Below are 16,403 nucleotides of genomic sequence, written 5' to 3'. Positions count from 1 at the left end.
ATCTAGTGTAATTTATTGATGAGGGCTTCTACGGAAAACGCCGTTGCTTTAAGAAGTGGCGTTGGATAGATACCAAAGAGTATTGTAAGAATAACCATTGGATAAAGAATAAATTTTTCCCTTGAAGAAAGATCTATCAGTACTTTTAAATTCTCTTTATCCAAGGAACCAAAAACCACACGCCGATAAAGATAAAGGGCATAGGCTGCTGATAAGATAACGCCCGTTGTCGCTAAAATAACAACCAATTTATTCACTTGAAAAATACCTATTAAGGTTAAAAATTCACCTAAAAATCCTGAAGTTCCAGGTAATCCCACATTTGCCATCGTGAAGATTAAGAAAACAACAGCATATTTGGGCATATTATTCACTAAACCACCAAATGCTGAAATTTCACGTGTATGCAGACGATCATAGATCACCCCAATACAGAGAAATAAAGCTGCTGAAACAATTCCGTGCGAGAGCATTTGATAAATAGCCCCTTGTATCCCCTGTTCATTCGCCGCAAAAATACCCATCGTTACATATCCCATATGCGCTATTGAGGAATAAGCAATAAGCTTTTTGATGTCACTTTGAACAAGTGCAACCAACGAGGTATAAATAATAGCGATAAGCGATAATGTGAAAACAAAAGGTGCAAAATCTGCTGAAGCGATAGGAAACATAGGTAAAGAAAAACGAAGAAAACCATACCCACCTAATTTAAGTAAGACACCAGCTAAAATAACAGAACCTGCTGTCGGGGCTTCCACGTGCGCATCAGGAAGCCAAGTATGAACTGGCCACATCGGCATTTTAACAGCAAAGGAAGCAAAAAATGCAAGCCATAACCATATTTGCATATGAGCAGGAAACTGATAATTGAGTAAAGTTGGTATATCAAGTGTTCCTGCCTGCCAATACATCGCCATAAGAGCAACCAGCATAAGCACTGAACCAAGTAAAGTATATAAGAAAAACTTGATACTTGCATAAACACGACGTGCCCCACCCCACACCCCTATAATGATAAACATTGGAATGAGGCTGCCTTCAAAAAAAACATAAAATAATATTGCGTCAAGAGCACAAAAGACTCCAATAATCGCAACTTCAAGAAGAAGAAAAGCAATCATATAAGCTTTTAATCTCTCTTTAACATTCTCCCAACTTGCTAAAATACAAAAAGGCAAAAGAAAAGCTGAGAGAACAACAAAAAGAATAGAAATACCATCAACCCCCATATGATAGCTAATGCCATTCCCTAGCCAACTGAATTTTTCAACCATTTGAAAATTTGGGTTGCTAGAATCAAATCCTATCCAAATAATTAAAGAAATAATAAAAACAAATATCGTCGTAAAAAATGCAACATTGCGTATATTATGGCGCGCAGCTTCACTATCATCCTTGATAAACAAAATCAGAAGCACACCCACAAGTGGCAAAAATGTAACCGTAGAAAGAATAGGCCAATCGGTCATTAGTTTACGCCCCCGATCATCATCCATGTAATCAGCAATGCAACACCTATAAGCATCGCAAATGCATAGTGGTAAAGATAGCCTGTTTGCATCCGAACAACTCTATTTGTAATATCAACAACACGCGCTGCGATACCATTAGGACCTAGGCCATCAATAATTTTACCATCTCCCACTTTCCAAAGAAAAGAACCAATCTTAAAGGTAGGAAGAACAAAGAAAAAGTTATATAATTGATCAAAATACCATTTTTGGTAAAGAAATTGATATACTCTTGGCACGGCATTAGCCATTTTCTTAGGTAAGAATGGAAAAGAAATATAGAATAAATAGGCAAACATAAAGCCAAGAACCATTGCTATAAAAGGCGACCATTTTACCCAATTAAAAACATGGTGGGCATCATGAAGAATATGATTGTGGCTGCTTGTAAACAATGCTCCCTTCCAAAAAGCATCATAAAAGTCACCAAAAAAGTAAGGCTGAAAAAAGACACCAGCAAATATTGCCCCAAGTGATAAAATAAAGAGAGGCATTAACATCACTGGAGGTGATTCATGAACATGATGCATAACATCAACAGTTGCCCGTGGTTTTCCATGGAATGTCATAAAAATAAGCCGCCATGAATAAAAGCTTGTCAATAAAGCCGCAAAAACAAGAAGATAAAAAGCATATCCTGAAGCAATATTATGAGATGCAAAAGCAGACTCTATAATGGCATCCTTGGAGAAAAAACCAGCCGTCCCCAAAAGTGTTCCTGGGATTCCAACACCAGTTAATGCAATGGTTCCGATCATCATCATCCAATAAGTAACCTTTATATACTTGCGTAAACCACCCATTTTTCGCATATCTTGTTCATCAGATAGAGCATGAATGACAGAGCCTGCGCCAAGAAATAATAAAGCTTTAAAAAAAGCATGCGTAAAAAGATGAAAGACAGCAGCGCCATAAGCTCCAACACCTAATGCCACAAACATATATCCAAGTTGAGAACATGTAGAATAAGCAATAACACGCTTAATATCATTCTGCACCAATCCTACAGTTGCTGCAAAAAACGCCGTCGTGGCTCCAACAATAATAATCACAGTCAAAGCAATTGAAGATAGTTCAAAAATTGGCGACATCCGCGCAACCATAAAAACACCGGCCGTTACCATTGTGGCAGCATGAATAAGTGCTGATACAGGGGTTGGTCCCTCCATTGCATCAGGAAGCCAAGTATGTAAAAGAAATTGTGCTGATTTTCCCATCGCACCAATAAATAATAAAAGACATGTAATGGTAAGCACTGCCTGACCATCAAGCTGCCAACCTAAAAATGTCATATTTTGTATAAAGCTATTGTCTGCAGCTTTTGCAAAAATAGAGGCAAAATCAACCGATTGGAATAAAACAAAAATACTAAAAATTCCTAAGAGAAAACCAAAATCTCCAACGCGATTGACCACAAAAGCTTTCATTGCAGCTTTATTAGCAGAATCGCGCTGAAACCAAAAACCAATAAGCAAATAAGAAGCAAGCCCCACACCTTCCCAGCCAAAAAACATTTGAATCAAATTGTTGGACGTCACCAACATAAGCATCATAAATGTAAATAAAGAAAGATAAGAAAAAAAACGGGACCTTGAAGGGTCATGATGCATATAACCAATTGAATAAATATGCACTAATGCCGAAACACTGTTTACCACAATCAGCATAACAGCTGTTAATGTATCAATATGGAGCGCCCAGTTAAAGCTTAAACCATCAACGGTGAGCCAATGTAATACCAATACATCAACCACTGGAGAATGACCAAGTGCAAGATTGAAAAATGCTATCCACGACAATATGGCAACAATCACCATAAAGCTAGATGTTATCAATTCGCTCGCACGATCTCCTATGTTTTTTCCACCTAGTGCAGCAATTAAAAAACCCAAAAGCGGAAGAAAGACAATCGTATAATACATCACTGGTTAGCCTTTCATTACATTCACATCTTCAACCGCTATGGAACCACGATTACGGAAAAAAACGACAAGAATTGCTAAACCAATGGCAGCTTCAGCAGCTGCGACGGTTAAAACAAATAAAGCGAATATCTGACCAACGAGATCATGAAGAAATGCTGAACATGCAACAAAATTGATATTAACTGAGAGTAATATAAGTTCAATAGACATCAAAATAATAATCACATTTTTTCTGTTGAGAAAAATTCCAGCAATACCAATTGTAAACATCAAAGCAGAAACAGTGAGATAATGCGCAATATCGATATACATATCCATAATCCCCCTTAAATACCTTTACCTGATTCAACTTGCTTGATTTCAATAGCACTTTCTACCGTTCTAGAAACTTGCTCCGCAATAGACTGTCGCTTGACTCCCGATTTATGACAAAGTGTTAAAACAATAGCACCAATCATTGCAACCAATAAAATTATTCCAGCAATTTGAAAATAGAAAACATAATCCGTATAGAGAACATCTCCTAATGCTTGTGTATTTGTTCGCTGCGCTAAATCTGGCATTGGTTGCGTAACATGCGTTCTCAAGACTGGAGAAAAATGGCTACTCACAAAAACAACAATCAATTCTACAGCGATAATAACGCTAATAAGAGCTCCAATAGGCGCATATCGAAGAGCGCCACTTTTTAACTCAGAAAAATCAACATCCAGCATCATAACGACAAATAAAAATAAAACAGCAACAGCTCCAACATAAACAACAAGCAGAATAAGCCCCAAAAACTCCGCTCCTGCAAGTAAAAATAAAGCCGCAGCATTAAAAAATGCGAGGATTAAAAATAAAACAGAATGCACAGGATTGCGTGCTGTAATAACAATCACTGCACTTGTTAGCATAATAAAAGCAAACAAATAGAAAAATGCCGCCGCTAGATCTGTTAGCATAGGCTTCTCCTTAATTATCCAAACAATTGGTACAAACTTCATACCAGATTACAATTTATCGGAAAATTATCCGACACCTCATTTAAGGATACACTTAACGATAAGGCGCATCCATTAATATATTTCGAGCAATTTCTCGCTCCCACCGATCTCCATTCATTAAAAGCTTTTCTTTATCATAATAGAGTTCTTCACGCGTTTCTGTTGCAAATTCAAAATTTGGACCTTCAACAATAGCCTCTACCGGACATGCTTCTTGACAAAAACCACAGTAAATACACTTGACCATATCAATATCATAACGAACAGTTCTGCGTGTACCATCATTACGTCGCGGACCTGCCTCAATTGTTATCGCTTGTGCAGGGCAAATTGCTTCACATAATTTACAGGCAATACACCGTTCTTCACCATTCGGATAGCGACGCAGTGCATGTTCACCACGAAAACGTTGAGAAACAAAACCCTTTTCATAAGGATAATTAATCGTAGGCTTTGGTGAAAAAAATTGACGCATAGCTAAGAAAAAAGCACTCATAAATTCCAATAGAAGGAGTGACTTTGCCGCCTGAATAAAACTTGACATCGAAAAATCTCCTCTTAAACGAAATTCGTAAATTTTAAAAAAGCCGCAGTTATCACGACCATTGCCAATGAGAGAGGGAGAAAAACCTTCCAACCAAGCCGCATGAGCTGATCATAGCGATAGCGTGGAACAAATGCTTTAACGATAGCAAACAAAAAAAATACAAAACAGACCTTTAAAACAAACCAAATGATACCGGGAACCCAATTAAGCCACCAAACATCTAAGGGAGGAAGCCAACCCCCTAAAAATAAAATAGTTGTTAATGTGCACATTAAAACAATAGCAACATATTCCCCAAGAAAGAAGAGCATGTAAAGCGTTGAAGAATATTCTACCATATGACCAGCAACAAGCTCAGACTCCGCTTCCACCAAATCGAATGGAGGACGGTTTGTCTCTGCGAGCGCAGAAATAAAAAATATAATAAACATTGGAAAAAGAATAAGCCAATTCCAATCGAGAAAACTGTTAAAAGGAAGACCAAGAGTTGTACCAAGGCCATTGGTTTGTTTAAGAACAATTGTTGTAAGATCCAGTGACCCACTTATTAAAATAACAGTCACAAGCACAAAACCGATAGAAACTTCATAAGAAACCATTTGTGCTGCCGAACGAAGAGCTCCTAAGAAAGGATATTTTGAATTTGATGCCCAGCCCCCCATAATAACACCATAAACTTCAAGAGATGAAATGGCTAAGATGTAAAGCAATCCCACATTAATCTTCGCAACTTCCCATCCTTCACTGACAGGAATAACAGCCCAAGTTGATAAAGCAAGTGTCGCTGAAACAAAAGGAGCCAACAGGAAAACCCCCTTATTGGCACCTGCTGGGATAATAGGTTCCTTAACAGCAAATTTAATTAAATCTGCAAAAGATTGTAACAATCCCCACGGACCGACAACATTCGGTCCCCGTCGCAATTGTACCGCGGCCCAAATCTTTCTATCTGCATAGAGAAGATAAGCAATTAAGAGCAAAAGAACAACCAAAAGAAGAAGTGTTTTTCCAACGATAATAAGTAATGGCAACAGCCAAGTCATAAAGAAATCATACATCATTATTCCTTTTCCTTTGCCCTTACTCTACAGTTTGTATAGCATGGCTTTTTGCAAGAGATGAACATTCAGCCATAACGGCAGAAGCACGTGCTATCGGATTTGTCAAATAAAAGTCTTTAACCATAGAAGTGAATGCTTGACTTTCTAGGGAAACCATTTTTGAACCAAGCGCCTTAAGATCACTTATATCAGAAGGCATTATATCATCAACGGCATAAAGATGTGGATAATCATTAAACAAGCATTGTCTTAATTGAGAAAGAGAATCAAAGGGAAGTCTTTGTCCTAAAACATCTGATAAGGCACGCAAAATAGCCCAATCTTCTTTTGCTTCACCTGGAGCAAAACCAGCACGATTTGTCATTTGAACACGCCCTTCTGTATTCACATAAAGCCCTGATTTTTCAGTGTAGGCCGATGCAGGCAAAATAACATCAGCAGCATGTGCACCATTATCACCATGACTACCAATATAAACTTTAAAAGCTTTTATATTGGTCAATTCCACTTCATCAGCACCAAGCAAAAATAAAACTTCACAGGTTTTAAGAATATTTGCAACCCCAAGCTGAGACGTAAAGCCTATGTCTAACCCTCCAACGGTTGACGCTGCATTATGAAGAATCCCAAACCCATTCCATTCTTCACTAAGAGCACCAACATTATCCGCTAATTTAGCAAGATTTTTTAAAACAGATAACCCCTCATTTCCGCAAATCGCCCCCTCTCCGATAAGAATAAGAGGTCTCTTTGCTTCTTTTAAGACATTTAAAAAAGCAACCTCTCCACGAATAAGTGTTTTTAATGCATCACTCCCAGATCCAAGATAAGAATAAGGATAACGTAAATCGACTTCCTCTCCAATGAGCGCAATAGGAAAATTTCCCATCCGTTGGCGTTTTAAAATACGTGCATTTAAAACAGCAGCTTCATGGCGTGGATTAGACCCCACAATAAGCAAGGCATCAGCCTGTTCAATCCCTGCAATTGTAGGATTAAAAATATAACTTGAACGTCCAAACTCTGGCGACAAAGCAACGCCTTTTTGACGACAATCAAAGAGCTTGGAACCCAACGAGATTAGTAATGCTTTAAGGGCATACATTTCTTCAACAGAAGCAAGATCCCCAGCAATAGCGCCAATTTTTTCTGGCAAGATTTTTGAAAGCATCATTTTAATTTTTGCAAAAGCTTCTGTCCAACTGACAGGTTGAAGCTTTCCGTCTTTACGTACATATGGTTTATCAAGCCGCTGAGTCCGTAATCCATCCCAAATAAAACGGGTTTTATCAGAGATCCATTCCTCATTTACATCTTCATTCGTACGCGGCATAATCCGCATAACTTCACGGCCGCGACTATCAATACGGATTGCACTGCCAAGTGCATCCATAACGTCAATCGATTCTGTTTTAAACAACTCCCAAGGACGCGCATGAAAAGCATAAGGTTTTGAGGTTAAAGCCCCCACTGGACAAAGATCTATAACATTTCCCTGTAATTCAGATGTCATAGCTTTTTCAAGATATGTCGTAATTTCAGCATCTTCACCACGACCGATCAACCCAAGCTCAGAAATACCTGCTACTTCCGTTGTAAAACGAACACAACGCGTGCAATGAATGCACCGTGTCATCACCGTTTTGACAAGAGGTCCAATATATTTATCCTCTACAGCACGCTTATTTTCTGTATAGCGAGAACAATCACGCCCATAGAGCATTGCTTGATCTTGAAGGTCACATTCCCCTCCCTGATCACAAACAGGACAATCCAAAGGATGATTGATGAGAAGAAACTCCATCACACCTTCACGCGCTTTTTTTACCATCTCGGTATTGGTAAAAATTTCTGGTGCTTCACCATTGGGACCCAGTCGTAAATCGCGAACCCCCATAGCACAAGAAGCCTGAGGCTTTGGAGGTCCTCCCTTGACCTCAACCAAGCACATACGACAATTTCCAGCAATTGATAAAGTTTCATGAAAACAAAAACGGGGGATTTCAGCACCAGCCGCCTCCGCTGCCTGAAGCAACGTGTAATAATCAGGGACTTCAATCTCTTTACCATCAACTTTGATATTTATCATCACCCACCCAACCTGCGGACAATCCACTTAAAATTTGCATTCAGTTGCTCTTTAAAAAATTTTCTATCCCACTGCTTCTAAAGCAATATTCTTTCTTTGAACGACATTTCGCGTATATTCATCAATTCTACGCTCGATTTCCGGACGAAAATTGCGGATCAACCCTTGGACAGGCCACGCTGCAGCATCGCCAAGTGCGCAGATAGTGTGCCCTTCAACCTGTTTAGAAACCTCAAATAACAGATCAATTTCACGTTTTTGCGCTCTTCCCTCAACCATACGTCCTAAAAGGCGCATCATCCATCCGGTTCCTTCACGACATGGTGTACATTGACCACAACTTTCATGCTTAAAAAAAGCCGCTATACGCCAAATTGCCTTTATGATATCCGTCGATTTATCCATAACAATCATCCCCCCCGTGCCAAAAGAAGATCCGACATCGCGCATTCCATCAAAATCCATGATTGCATCAACCATATCCTCACCACGAACAACTGGACAAGACGCGCCTCCTGGAATAACAGCTAAAAGATTATTCCATCCGCCACGAATCCCCCCCGTATGTTTATCAATTAATTCACGGAAAGAAATACCGAGAGCGTCTTCAAAGGTACAAGGAGCATTTACATGCCCAGAAACCATAAACAATTTCGTTCCGACATTATTTGCACGCCCAATTGACGAAAACCACGAAGCCCCACGACGTAAAATCGTTGGAACAACCGCTATAGATTCAACATTGTTGACTGTTGTTGGACAGCCATAAATTCCCATATTGGCAGGAAATGGCGGTTTGAGACGAGGTTGTCCTTTTTTCCCCTCAAGACTTTCGAGAAGCGCTGTCTCTTCACCACAAATATAAGCTCCAGCCCCATGATGAATAATAATATCACAAGCATGACCATATTTTGTTTTTTTGCCAAGCAAGCCTGCTTCATAACATTCATCTACAGCCGCTTGAAGCGCTTCACGCTCACGAATATATTCACCACGAATATAAATAAAAGCGATATTCGCTCCCATTGCAAAAGTAGCAATTACACATCCTTCAATCAAAGTATGGGGGTCATGTCGTAAAATATCACGGTCTTTACATGTCCCAGGCTCTGATTCATCAGCATTAACAACCAAATAATGAGGGCGACCATCATTCTGCTTTGGCATAAAGGACCATTTCATTCCAGTAGGAAAACCAGCACCACCACGACCGCGTAAACCTGACGCCTTCACCTCATCAATGATCCAATCACGACCTTTATCAATAATCTCTTTCAGACCATTCCAATGCCCACGCAACATCGCAGCCTTTAATGATTTGTCTTTTAAACCATAAATATTGGTGAAGATACGATCTTTATCAGCGAGCATACCCCACCTTTTTTTCTATTACCCGTAGCATTTTTAGCTTTTCCTCAAATGCAATTTTTTAAAAAACTTCTTAAAACTTTCTACTTCTAATTAAATGTCGTTATAATATGGATAAAATAATGAAATATCTTTTCAAAAAAAATATTTAACTAAGATCCCATTCCCTTATGATCCTTTTTCTTTGAAGATTTGAGAGATTTGCTTTTTTATTCATCATCAAGAAGAGATGTTAAACCACTAATTGGCTCCGACGATTGACGATTGTTTTGTGGACCAACAGCTATCTCTGAACCTTTTCCCGCCTCAAATGCTTCAATAATTTCTTCAAGGCGTTCAGCCGTGAGATCTTCATAAGTATCTTTAAAAATCATAACCATAGGAGCATTAACACAAGCGCCAAGACACTCCACCTCTTCCCATGATAATGTCCCATCCTGATTGGTCGTAAAAGGTTCACGATGAATTTTTTTCTGACAAACTTTAATCAATTCATCAGAACCACGTAACATACAAGGAGTCGTACCACACACTTGAATATGCGCTTTTGTCCCTACAGGCTTAAGCTGAAACTGAGTATAAAAAGTAGCAACCTCTAGGACTCGGATATACGCCATAGAAAGAATTTGAGCAATATGCTCAATTGCAGCACGCGTCACCCAACCATCTTGCTCTTGTGCACGCATTAACAACGGAATAACAGCCGATTGTTCACGCCCTACAGGATATTTCTCTATGGTATTTTTCACCCATACCTGATTTTCCTTTGTAAAAGAAAACTCAGCGGGTTGATAGACATCATCTGCAAGACGGCGTACGGACATTAGCGATCAACCTCCCCAAACACAATATCAATTGAACCCAAAATAGCTGTAGCATCGGCCAACATATGACCTCGGGTTAAAAAATCCATAGCTTGGAGATGTGCAAACCCAGGAGCACGCAATTTAACACGATAAGGCTTATTGGTTCCATCAGAAACAAGATAAACACCAAACTCACCCTTAGGCGCTTCTACTGCAACATATACTTCTCCAGGAGGCGTATGAAAACCCTCCGTATAGAGTTTAAAGTGATGAATCAGTGCTTCCATTGAGCTTTTCATTTCACTTCGCCTTGGTGGTACAATTTTGCGATCCAAACTCGAAACGGGTCCATTCTTTTCAGCACCAAGTAATCGTTCTACGCATTGACGCATAATTTTTGCTGATTGGCGCATTTCTTCCATACGAATAAGATAGCGATCATAACAATCACTATTTTTACCTATAGGAATATCAAATTCCATTTCATCGTAACATTCATAAGGTTGACTTTTCCGCAAATCCCATGGCACACCAGCTCCACGGATCATCACTCCAGAAAAGCCACGTGCCCAAGCTTCGTCAATACTGACAACACCGATATCCACATTACGCTGCTTAAAAATCCGATTTGGTGTCACAAGCGCATCAAGTTTTCCAAGAGAATCAAGAAACGGATCAATAAAATTACCAATATCCTCAACTAAAGATTCCGGTAAGTCTTGGTGCACGCCACCAGGACGAAAATAGTTTGCATGAAGACGAGCGCCACAGGCACGCTCATAAAAAATCATCAATCTTTCCCGTTGCTCAAATCCCCAAAGCGGTGGAGTCAAAGCACCAACATCCATCGCCTGTGTTGTTACATTAAGCAAATGATTAAGAATACGCCCAATTTCAGAAAACAAAACACGTATTAATTGCCCTCTTTTAGGGACCTCAACACCTAATAACTTTTCAACCGCAAGAACAAAAGCATGTTCTTGATTCATAGGAGCAACATAATCTAAACGGTCTAGATAAGGCACCGCTTGAAGATAAGTCTTTGTTTCCATTAATTTTTCTGTGCCGCGATGCAATAATCCAATATGTGGATCTACACGCTCAACAACTTCACCGTCTAACTCCAAAACCATGCGCAAAACACCATGCGCTGCAGGATGCTGCGGACCAAAATTGATATTAAAGTTTCGAACATTGACCTCAGCCACAATCAACCCCTTGCTTTTTAAAAAACTTCATATCAAATATTAAAAAATCTATCACACTAAAAACATTTAATTATTTAAGGAACACACTACTCTAATATAACGCCTTATCACAACCAATTTTATTTTTTTCCATTTGCTTTTCCATCACAGGGTAAAATATATTGTCCGCCTTCCCAAGGAGAGAGAAAATCAAAGTTACGCATTTCTTGACGCAAAACAACAGGTTCATAAATCACCCTTTTTGCTTCATTATCATAACGGCATTCAACAAATCCTGTCACAGGAAAGTCTTTACGTAAAGGATATCCTTCAAACCCATAATCTGTTAAAATCCGTCTCAAATCTGGATGACCTGAAAATAAAATCCCATACATATCATAGGCTTCACGTTCATACCACTCGGCTCCAGGATAAACTGTACAAGCTGAAGCAAGAGGAGTATTTTCATCCGTACGAACCTTAACACGTAAGCGTAAATTCTCACGAGGAGACAATAATTGGTAAGAGACATCAAAGCGCTTATCGCGAGAAGGGTAATCCACACCACTAATGTCTGTAAGATTAATAAATTGACAGCGAGAATCATCACGAACAAACATTAAGACATCAGTAATTGCATCAAGGCGTGCCACAATGGTTAATTCACCAAAAGCAAGAACAGTCTCTTCAAGCTTATTTTCTAACTTGTTTTCCAAATAAGCAGCAAGTTCAACCAATGATTTATCCATCATGACACGAAAGCTCTCTATCGCTCTATAGATCCGGTACGACGGATTTTTTTCTGTAACAACAATATGCCGTATAATAATGCCTCTGCTGTAGGAGGACACCCTGGAACATATATATCGACAGGCACGATACGATCACATCCACGCACCACTGAATAGGAATAATGATAATATCCCCCACCATTTGCACATGATCCCATAGAAATCACATAACGTGGCTCTGGCATCTGATCGTACACTTTTCTTAAAGCAGGTGCCATCTTATTTGTTAAAGTACCTGCCACCACCATAACATCGGACTGACGGGGTGAAGCTCGTGGCGCATATCCAAAACGCTCATTATCATAATGAGGCATTGAGCATTGCATCATTTCAATAGCACAACAAGCCAAACCAAAACTCATCCACATTAAAGAACCGGTACGTGCCCAAGTAATCAAAGCATCTGCTGAGGTAACTAAAAAACCCTTATCTGATAACTCAGCATTAATATCACGAAAAAACTTATCATCTGATCCTATCAATTCACCAGTATTGGGATCAATGATTCCTTTCGGTTTTGGAGCTGTAATCGTTGAATTATTAGACCTTAATTCCATTCAAGAGCTCCTTTTTTCCATTCATATATAAATCCAATAGTCAAAATCGCTAAAAACACAATCATCGACCAAAAACCAAATATACCTATCGATTCGAAGGAAACGGCCCAAGGAAAAAGAAAAGCAACTTCAAGATCAAAAATAATAAACAAAATTGAAACCAAATAGAAACGAATATCAAACTTCATGCGTGCATCACTAAATGAATTAAACCCACATTCATAAGCTGATAACTTTTCTGGATCGGGAGAACGATATGCTACAATGTAAGGTATAATCAACAAAACCCCAGCAATAACCGCTGAGACAATAATAAAAATCAAGACTGGCAAATAAGAGCTCAATAAATAAGCCATAACCCTCTTCCATCGTAACGAAATGCCTGAATTTAACACAATGACTCGATATTGCGAGATCAAACAGACAAATTATAATCGCTCTATTCATTCTAACATACTGCTTGAAAGGTATACAGAGCGATACTTTTCTTATCGGCATAGGTAACGCAGAGCAACAAAAGACGCAAGCCCTATTCTTATAAACCATGTAAAAAGGAAGAAAAAATATATCCCCCCCCTAAATTAGACACTCCACGACCTAATTCACAGAACATAAATTAAAAAGAAATTTCATAAGAAAACATAAAATGGCGCGAGTGACGGGGCTCGAACCCGCGACCTCCGGCGTGACAGGCCAGCACTCTAACCAACTGAGCTACACCCGCGCATTTTTTTGCACCAATTTAYTCTTGGTACAAGCGGTCGTGTAAGGGGTTCGTTCGTTTATGTCAAGAAGGATTATGCATTTTTTAAAAAAATTATTAAATACCATCTTTATTCTTGCGTTTAGAAAAAATTTTCCTTAAAGAGGTCTCATTCAGTTGCTGATCATTGCATTGGGCGATTAGCTCAGCTGGTAGAGCGCCTCGTTTACACCGAGGATGTCGGGAGTTCGAGTCTCTCATCGCCCACCATACGATTTCATATCACAAATGAGCTATTGGTTTTACATACGTTTTTTATGTGCCGGATACCCGAATAAGCGAATAGACTTTTAGAGCCTATCTATTAAGGTTTATGCTTTTTTTCTATATGAATTAGCATTTTTAATTTCTACTTGAAAAACGATGTAGGGCCTTAACAAACTTCTAGTATTTTCAGAATCGCTGTCCATTTCTTTTACCTCTATAATTCAAAGAATTAAAAGATGTTGTTGTGAAAGCTTTAATTCTTTTATAGAAGGATTTTTCTCTATTAATCTAAGTGTATCGCTCAATAAGCTTTTTCTTCTATTCAAATCAACTTCTTACTAATTTTACAGAAAAAAGCGTTATAAATATATCTAATTTCCAGTCATGCTTGGAAGAGGTTTTACACTGTCAATGCAAAGATTGCGCAAAATTTTATTCAAATGGTATAAGCATTAAAAAAATCACTGTTAATCAATAAAAATTTTGCTGTGATTCTCGCTGAATTTTTCAGTTTTTTCTCTATGAGAGTAAATCTCCTGTTTTCTTCAGGCTGCTCTTTCGCTGTATGAGATATCTAAATATTTTTATTAAAAAAATTGAAATCTTTTAAAGAATTTTCTTATTAAATCATACTTATTTAAAATCAATACAAATTTATCTTGAATAATATGTTGTTCTTACAATTCACCTCCATAAACTGTCATAGCAATAACATTTTCTTTTCGCATAACATTAACAATCTAAATAGAATAACTATCTGGAAAGGTAAAATAATTCAAAAATATACGTCCGAAAACAATTTAATGTAATTTATCAAACATCTCCAATTGAATATATCTTATCATTACAAAATGATTATCCTAAATTAAAAAAATATTGCTTTGTGAAAAACTTTTAGACAGGAAAATGAAATGATAAATACCATTTTTGCCTTTCATTTTTTCAGAACGAATTATTATGTTTTAAAATAAAACTATTAGGTAACACACTCAAAGAATTGACTTATGAGGAATTATTTTCCTTAAAACTTAAATAATTTTACAAAAAACGCTTTAGAATGCATACTAAAATGATTGACCTTTTGTAAAAATTTTGTCAAAAGGCGTATCTACTTTGGAGGGGTGGCCGAGCGGTTTAAGGCACCGGTCTTGAAAACCGGCGTGCAGGAGACTGTACCGTGGGTTCGAATCCCACCCCCTCCGCCACAACACTTTTATCGTGCTATAACTTATTGATTTTGTAGATGTAGCTTGCCACTAGGTTTTGTATATTTTGACACTAGGTTTTGTACCAATTTATTTTCATTCAATGATTTTTAAGGGGTTCTCAAAGGGTCTTCAAAGACCTTTCAAAGATCATTTAAAGCCTCTTTAATGAATCTTTTTCTCTTCTCCTAAATATCGCAATTGCTAATGATCAGTTCCTTTGCTGGAATCGCGTTATTTGACAAATTACAGGAATAAGTTGTTCTCACCTCTTTTAAGGTAAACTGATTGAAGGTTTTGCGAACTTCTGGCACGTCATTGAGAGAGAGAAGAAACTTTCCCTTTAATTGTGCAAGCAGCATAGACATTGTCTGGTAATCCTCCCGCTGAAACAAGTCCTTGCCATAATAATCCTCAACACCAAAATAAGGTGGATCAAGATAAAACAAAGTATTTGACCGGTCATAACGCACAATAAAATCAGACCAATCTAAATGTTCAATGGTAATATCCGCTAAACGGCAGTAAATAAGCTTTAATAATCCTTCCAGTTTTAAAGAATTAAACCGTACTCCACGGTTAAGATCAACTCCAAATGTACGCTTAGCCACCTGACCAGCGAAACTCAATCGCTGGAGATATAAAAACCGCAAAGCCCGCTCTAAATCCGTGAGGGTGCTTGGATCTTGTGAAGTGAAACGTTGAAACAGCTCACGGCTGCTTATCTGGAACTGCAACAGATCCATAAAAGGGTGATAATGGCGTTGCAACACCCGAAAAAAATTCACCACATCCCCTGAGCGATCATTGATAACTTCATATAAGGGAATCAATTTTCTCCTAAAAAATATTCCTCCCATAGCAACAAAAAGTTCAGCATAAGTACGATGAGGAATGCCCTCAATGATTTTGATAATTGTTTTGGCTAACTTGATTTTGCCCCCAATATAAGCAGCAGCTGGCGAGATGGGTTCGACAGATTTTAATTTTTCTTTGTGAAGTATATCCATTATTTTTTAACACTCTTTCATCTCATTGCTTTAAGTGATAAGAAGTGGCTGCGATGTTAAGTTAAGTTGCATCGGACGAGGTATTCGCAAAACTATCTCCCGTTGGCTGGGTGACCAGCCCAGCCTCTATTTTTGTTCCTTTCCTTGATCTGGTGCCCCTCAAAGGTAATTTCTGTGGTGTATCCGCTTTGCTTTTCATAGCGATGGGTTACGGTTGCAGCTTTCCCTGGGCCATTGATTTCGCCTCGAAAACCTTGAAGCAAAAGCGGTTGACCGGCCATGATTTCAGGGCGCCCCTCAAGGCTTAAAGAGCCACTGCCCATGGCTCGACAAAGCCTATCCGATTCGGAAGCAGCCGCTGCTAAAGCTTCTGCCTCACAAGGG

General features: G+C 38.6%; 14 protein-coding genes, 3 tRNA genes and 1 pseudogene. 2 read left to right on the top strand and 16 right to left on the bottom strand.

Translation table 11 applies throughout. The annotated features are described in order from the left end of the window. Positions 1-2 precede the first annotated feature (2 nt). The 14 genes from HWX04_RS03405 to HWX04_RS03340 form a co-directional block, all read right to left on the bottom strand. On the bottom strand, positions 3-1,472 hold the full coding sequence (locus HWX04_RS03405) for an NADH-quinone oxidoreductase subunit M (RefSeq protein ID WP_175868837.1): 1,470 nt from the start codon (positions 1,470-1,472) through the stop codon (positions 3-5). Further along, positions 1,472-3,436, bottom strand: a complete 1,965-nt coding sequence (gene nuoL / locus HWX04_RS03400) for an NADH-quinone oxidoreductase subunit L (protein WP_175868810.1) — start codon at positions 3,434-3,436, stop codon at positions 1,472-1,474. Before nuoL ends, HWX04_RS03405 begins: the two co-directional genes overlap by 1 nt. Before the next feature lie 6 nt (positions 3,437-3,442). Beyond that, entirely contained in the window at positions 3,443-3,751 is a 309-nt protein-coding gene (nuoK, locus tag HWX04_RS03395) for an NADH-quinone oxidoreductase subunit NuoK (RefSeq protein WP_175868836.1), read from the bottom strand. 14 nt (positions 3,752-3,765) lie between these two features. Then, positions 3,766-4,386, bottom strand: coding sequence for an NADH-quinone oxidoreductase subunit J (locus HWX04_RS03390; RefSeq protein ID WP_175868809.1), 621 nt, complete (start codon positions 4,384-4,386; stop codon positions 3,766-3,768). A 94-nt stretch (positions 4,387-4,480) separates the two neighbouring features. Next, entirely contained in the window at positions 4,481-4,972 is a 492-nt protein-coding gene (gene nuoI / locus HWX04_RS03385; protein ID WP_175868808.1) for an NADH-quinone oxidoreductase subunit NuoI, read from the bottom strand. 14 nt (positions 4,973-4,986) lie between these two features. Further along, positions 4,987-6,033 carry an NADH-quinone oxidoreductase subunit NuoH gene (gene nuoH, locus HWX04_RS03380; RefSeq protein WP_175868835.1) on the bottom strand — a complete coding sequence of 349 codons (1,047 nt, stop codon included), beginning with the start codon at positions 6,031-6,033 and terminating at the stop codon, positions 4,987-4,989. A gap of 22 nt (positions 6,034-6,055) precedes the next feature. After that, positions 6,056-8,125 carry an NADH-quinone oxidoreductase subunit NuoG gene (gene nuoG / locus HWX04_RS03375; protein WP_175868807.1) on the bottom strand — a complete coding sequence of 690 codons (2,070 nt, stop codon included), beginning with the start codon at positions 8,123-8,125 and terminating at the stop codon, positions 6,056-6,058. A gap of 63 nt (positions 8,126-8,188) precedes the next feature. Next, on the bottom strand, positions 8,189-9,496 hold the full coding sequence (gene nuoF, locus HWX04_RS03370) for an NADH-quinone oxidoreductase subunit NuoF (protein ID WP_175868806.1): 1,308 nt from the start codon (positions 9,494-9,496) through the stop codon (positions 8,189-8,191). Between the two features lie 206 nt (positions 9,497-9,702). Continuing rightward, positions 9,703-10,317, bottom strand: coding sequence for an NADH-quinone oxidoreductase subunit NuoE (gene nuoE, locus HWX04_RS03365; RefSeq protein ID WP_175868805.1), 615 nt, complete (start codon positions 10,315-10,317; stop codon positions 9,703-9,705). Further along, the gene (locus HWX04_RS03360) at positions 10,317-11,507 is read right to left on the bottom strand and encodes an NADH-quinone oxidoreductase subunit D (RefSeq protein WP_175868804.1); all 1,191 of its coding nucleotides are present in this window, start codon (positions 11,505-11,507) and stop codon (positions 10,317-10,319) included. The genes nuoE and HWX04_RS03360 overlap by 1 nt, the downstream gene beginning before the upstream one ends. Positions 11,508-11,626: 119 nt before the next feature. Then, on the bottom strand, positions 11,627-12,235 hold the full coding sequence (locus HWX04_RS03355) for an NADH-quinone oxidoreductase subunit C (protein ID WP_175868834.1): 609 nt from the start codon (positions 12,233-12,235) through the stop codon (positions 11,627-11,629). Between the two features lie 17 nt (positions 12,236-12,252). Next, the gene (locus HWX04_RS03350) at positions 12,253-12,834 is read right to left on the bottom strand and encodes a NuoB/complex I 20 kDa subunit family protein (RefSeq protein WP_039758600.1); all 582 of its coding nucleotides are present in this window, start codon (positions 12,832-12,834) and stop codon (positions 12,253-12,255) included. Continuing rightward, positions 12,825-13,190 (bottom strand): NADH-quinone oxidoreductase subunit A, encoded by a 366-nt coding sequence (locus HWX04_RS03345; protein WP_175868803.1) that lies wholly within the window; start codon positions 13,188-13,190, stop codon positions 12,825-12,827. The genes HWX04_RS03350 and HWX04_RS03345 overlap by 10 nt, the downstream gene beginning before the upstream one ends. 291 nt (positions 13,191-13,481) lie before the next feature. After that, positions 13,482-13,558, bottom strand: a tRNA-Asp gene (locus HWX04_RS03340). Between the two features lie 173 nt (positions 13,559-13,731). Between HWX04_RS03340 and HWX04_RS03335 the strand changes: the two genes are divergently transcribed. Beyond that, positions 13,732-13,807: transfer RNA gene (locus tag HWX04_RS03335), tRNA-Val, on the top strand. A 1,112-nt stretch (positions 13,808-14,919) separates the two neighbouring features. After that, positions 14,920-15,009 (top strand) — tRNA-Ser (locus tag HWX04_RS03330). Positions 15,010-15,197: 188 nt separating this feature from the next. Here HWX04_RS03330 and HWX04_RS03325 read toward each other — a convergent pair. Together HWX04_RS03325 and HWX04_RS03320 are read right to left on the bottom strand one after the other, a co-directional pair. Next, positions 15,198-16,019, bottom strand: coding sequence for a DNA adenine methylase (locus HWX04_RS03325; RefSeq protein ID WP_175868802.1), 822 nt, complete (start codon positions 16,017-16,019; stop codon positions 15,198-15,200). A 126-nt stretch (positions 16,020-16,145) separates the two neighbouring features. Continuing rightward, a pseudogene (locus HWX04_RS03320) lies at positions 16,146-16,403 on the bottom strand (late control protein); the annotation flags it as partial.

Origin of the sequence: Bartonella gabonensis, from assembly GCF_903679515.1 — a bacterium.
In the GTDB taxonomy this organism is placed as follows: domain Bacteria; phylum Pseudomonadota; class Alphaproteobacteria; order Rhizobiales; family Rhizobiaceae; genus Bartonella; species Bartonella gabonensis.
This window is presented reverse-complemented; position numbering and strand designations above follow the sequence as displayed.

Coding starts and splice junctions, on each gene's coding strand:
- HWX04_RS03405 (WP_175868837.1), bottom strand. CDS start 1,472: ATGACCGATTGGCCTATTCTTTCTACGGTTACATTTTTGCCACTTGTG.
- nuoL (WP_175868810.1), bottom strand. CDS start 3,436: ATGTATTATACGATTGTCTTTCTTCCGCTTTTGGGTTTTTTAATTGCT.
- nuoK (WP_175868836.1), bottom strand. CDS start 3,751: ATGTATATCGATATTGCGCATTATCTCACTGTTTCTGCTTTGATGTTT.
- HWX04_RS03390 (WP_175868809.1), bottom strand. CDS start 4,386: ATGCTAACAGATCTAGCGGCGGCATTTTTCTATTTGTTTGCTTTTATT.
- nuoI (WP_175868808.1), bottom strand. CDS start 4,972: ATGTCAAGTTTTATTCAGGCGGCAAAGTCACTCCTTCTATTGGAATTT.
- nuoH (WP_175868835.1), bottom strand. CDS start 6,033: ATGTATGATTTCTTTATGACTTGGCTGTTGCCATTACTTATTATCGTT.
- nuoG (WP_175868807.1), bottom strand. CDS start 8,125: ATGATAAATATCAAAGTTGATGGTAAAGAGATTGAAGTCCCTGATTAT.
- nuoF (WP_175868806.1), bottom strand. CDS start 9,496: ATGCTCGCTGATAAAGATCGTATCTTCACCAATATTTATGGTTTAAAA.
- nuoE (WP_175868805.1), bottom strand. CDS start 10,317: ATGTCCGTACGCCGTCTTGCAGATGATGTCTATCAACCCGCTGAGTTT.
- HWX04_RS03355 (WP_175868834.1), bottom strand. CDS start 12,235: ATGGATAAATCATTGGTTGAACTTGCTGCTTATTTGGAAAACAAGTTA.
- HWX04_RS03350 (WP_039758600.1), bottom strand. CDS start 12,834: ATGGAATTAAGGTCTAATAATTCAACGATTACAGCTCCAAAACCGAAA.
- HWX04_RS03345 (WP_175868803.1), bottom strand. CDS start 13,190: ATGGCTTATTTATTGAGCTCTTATTTGCCAGTCTTGATTTTTATTATT.
- HWX04_RS03325 (WP_175868802.1), bottom strand. CDS start 16,019: ATGGATATACTTCACAAAGAAAAATTAAAATCTGTCGAACCCATCTCG.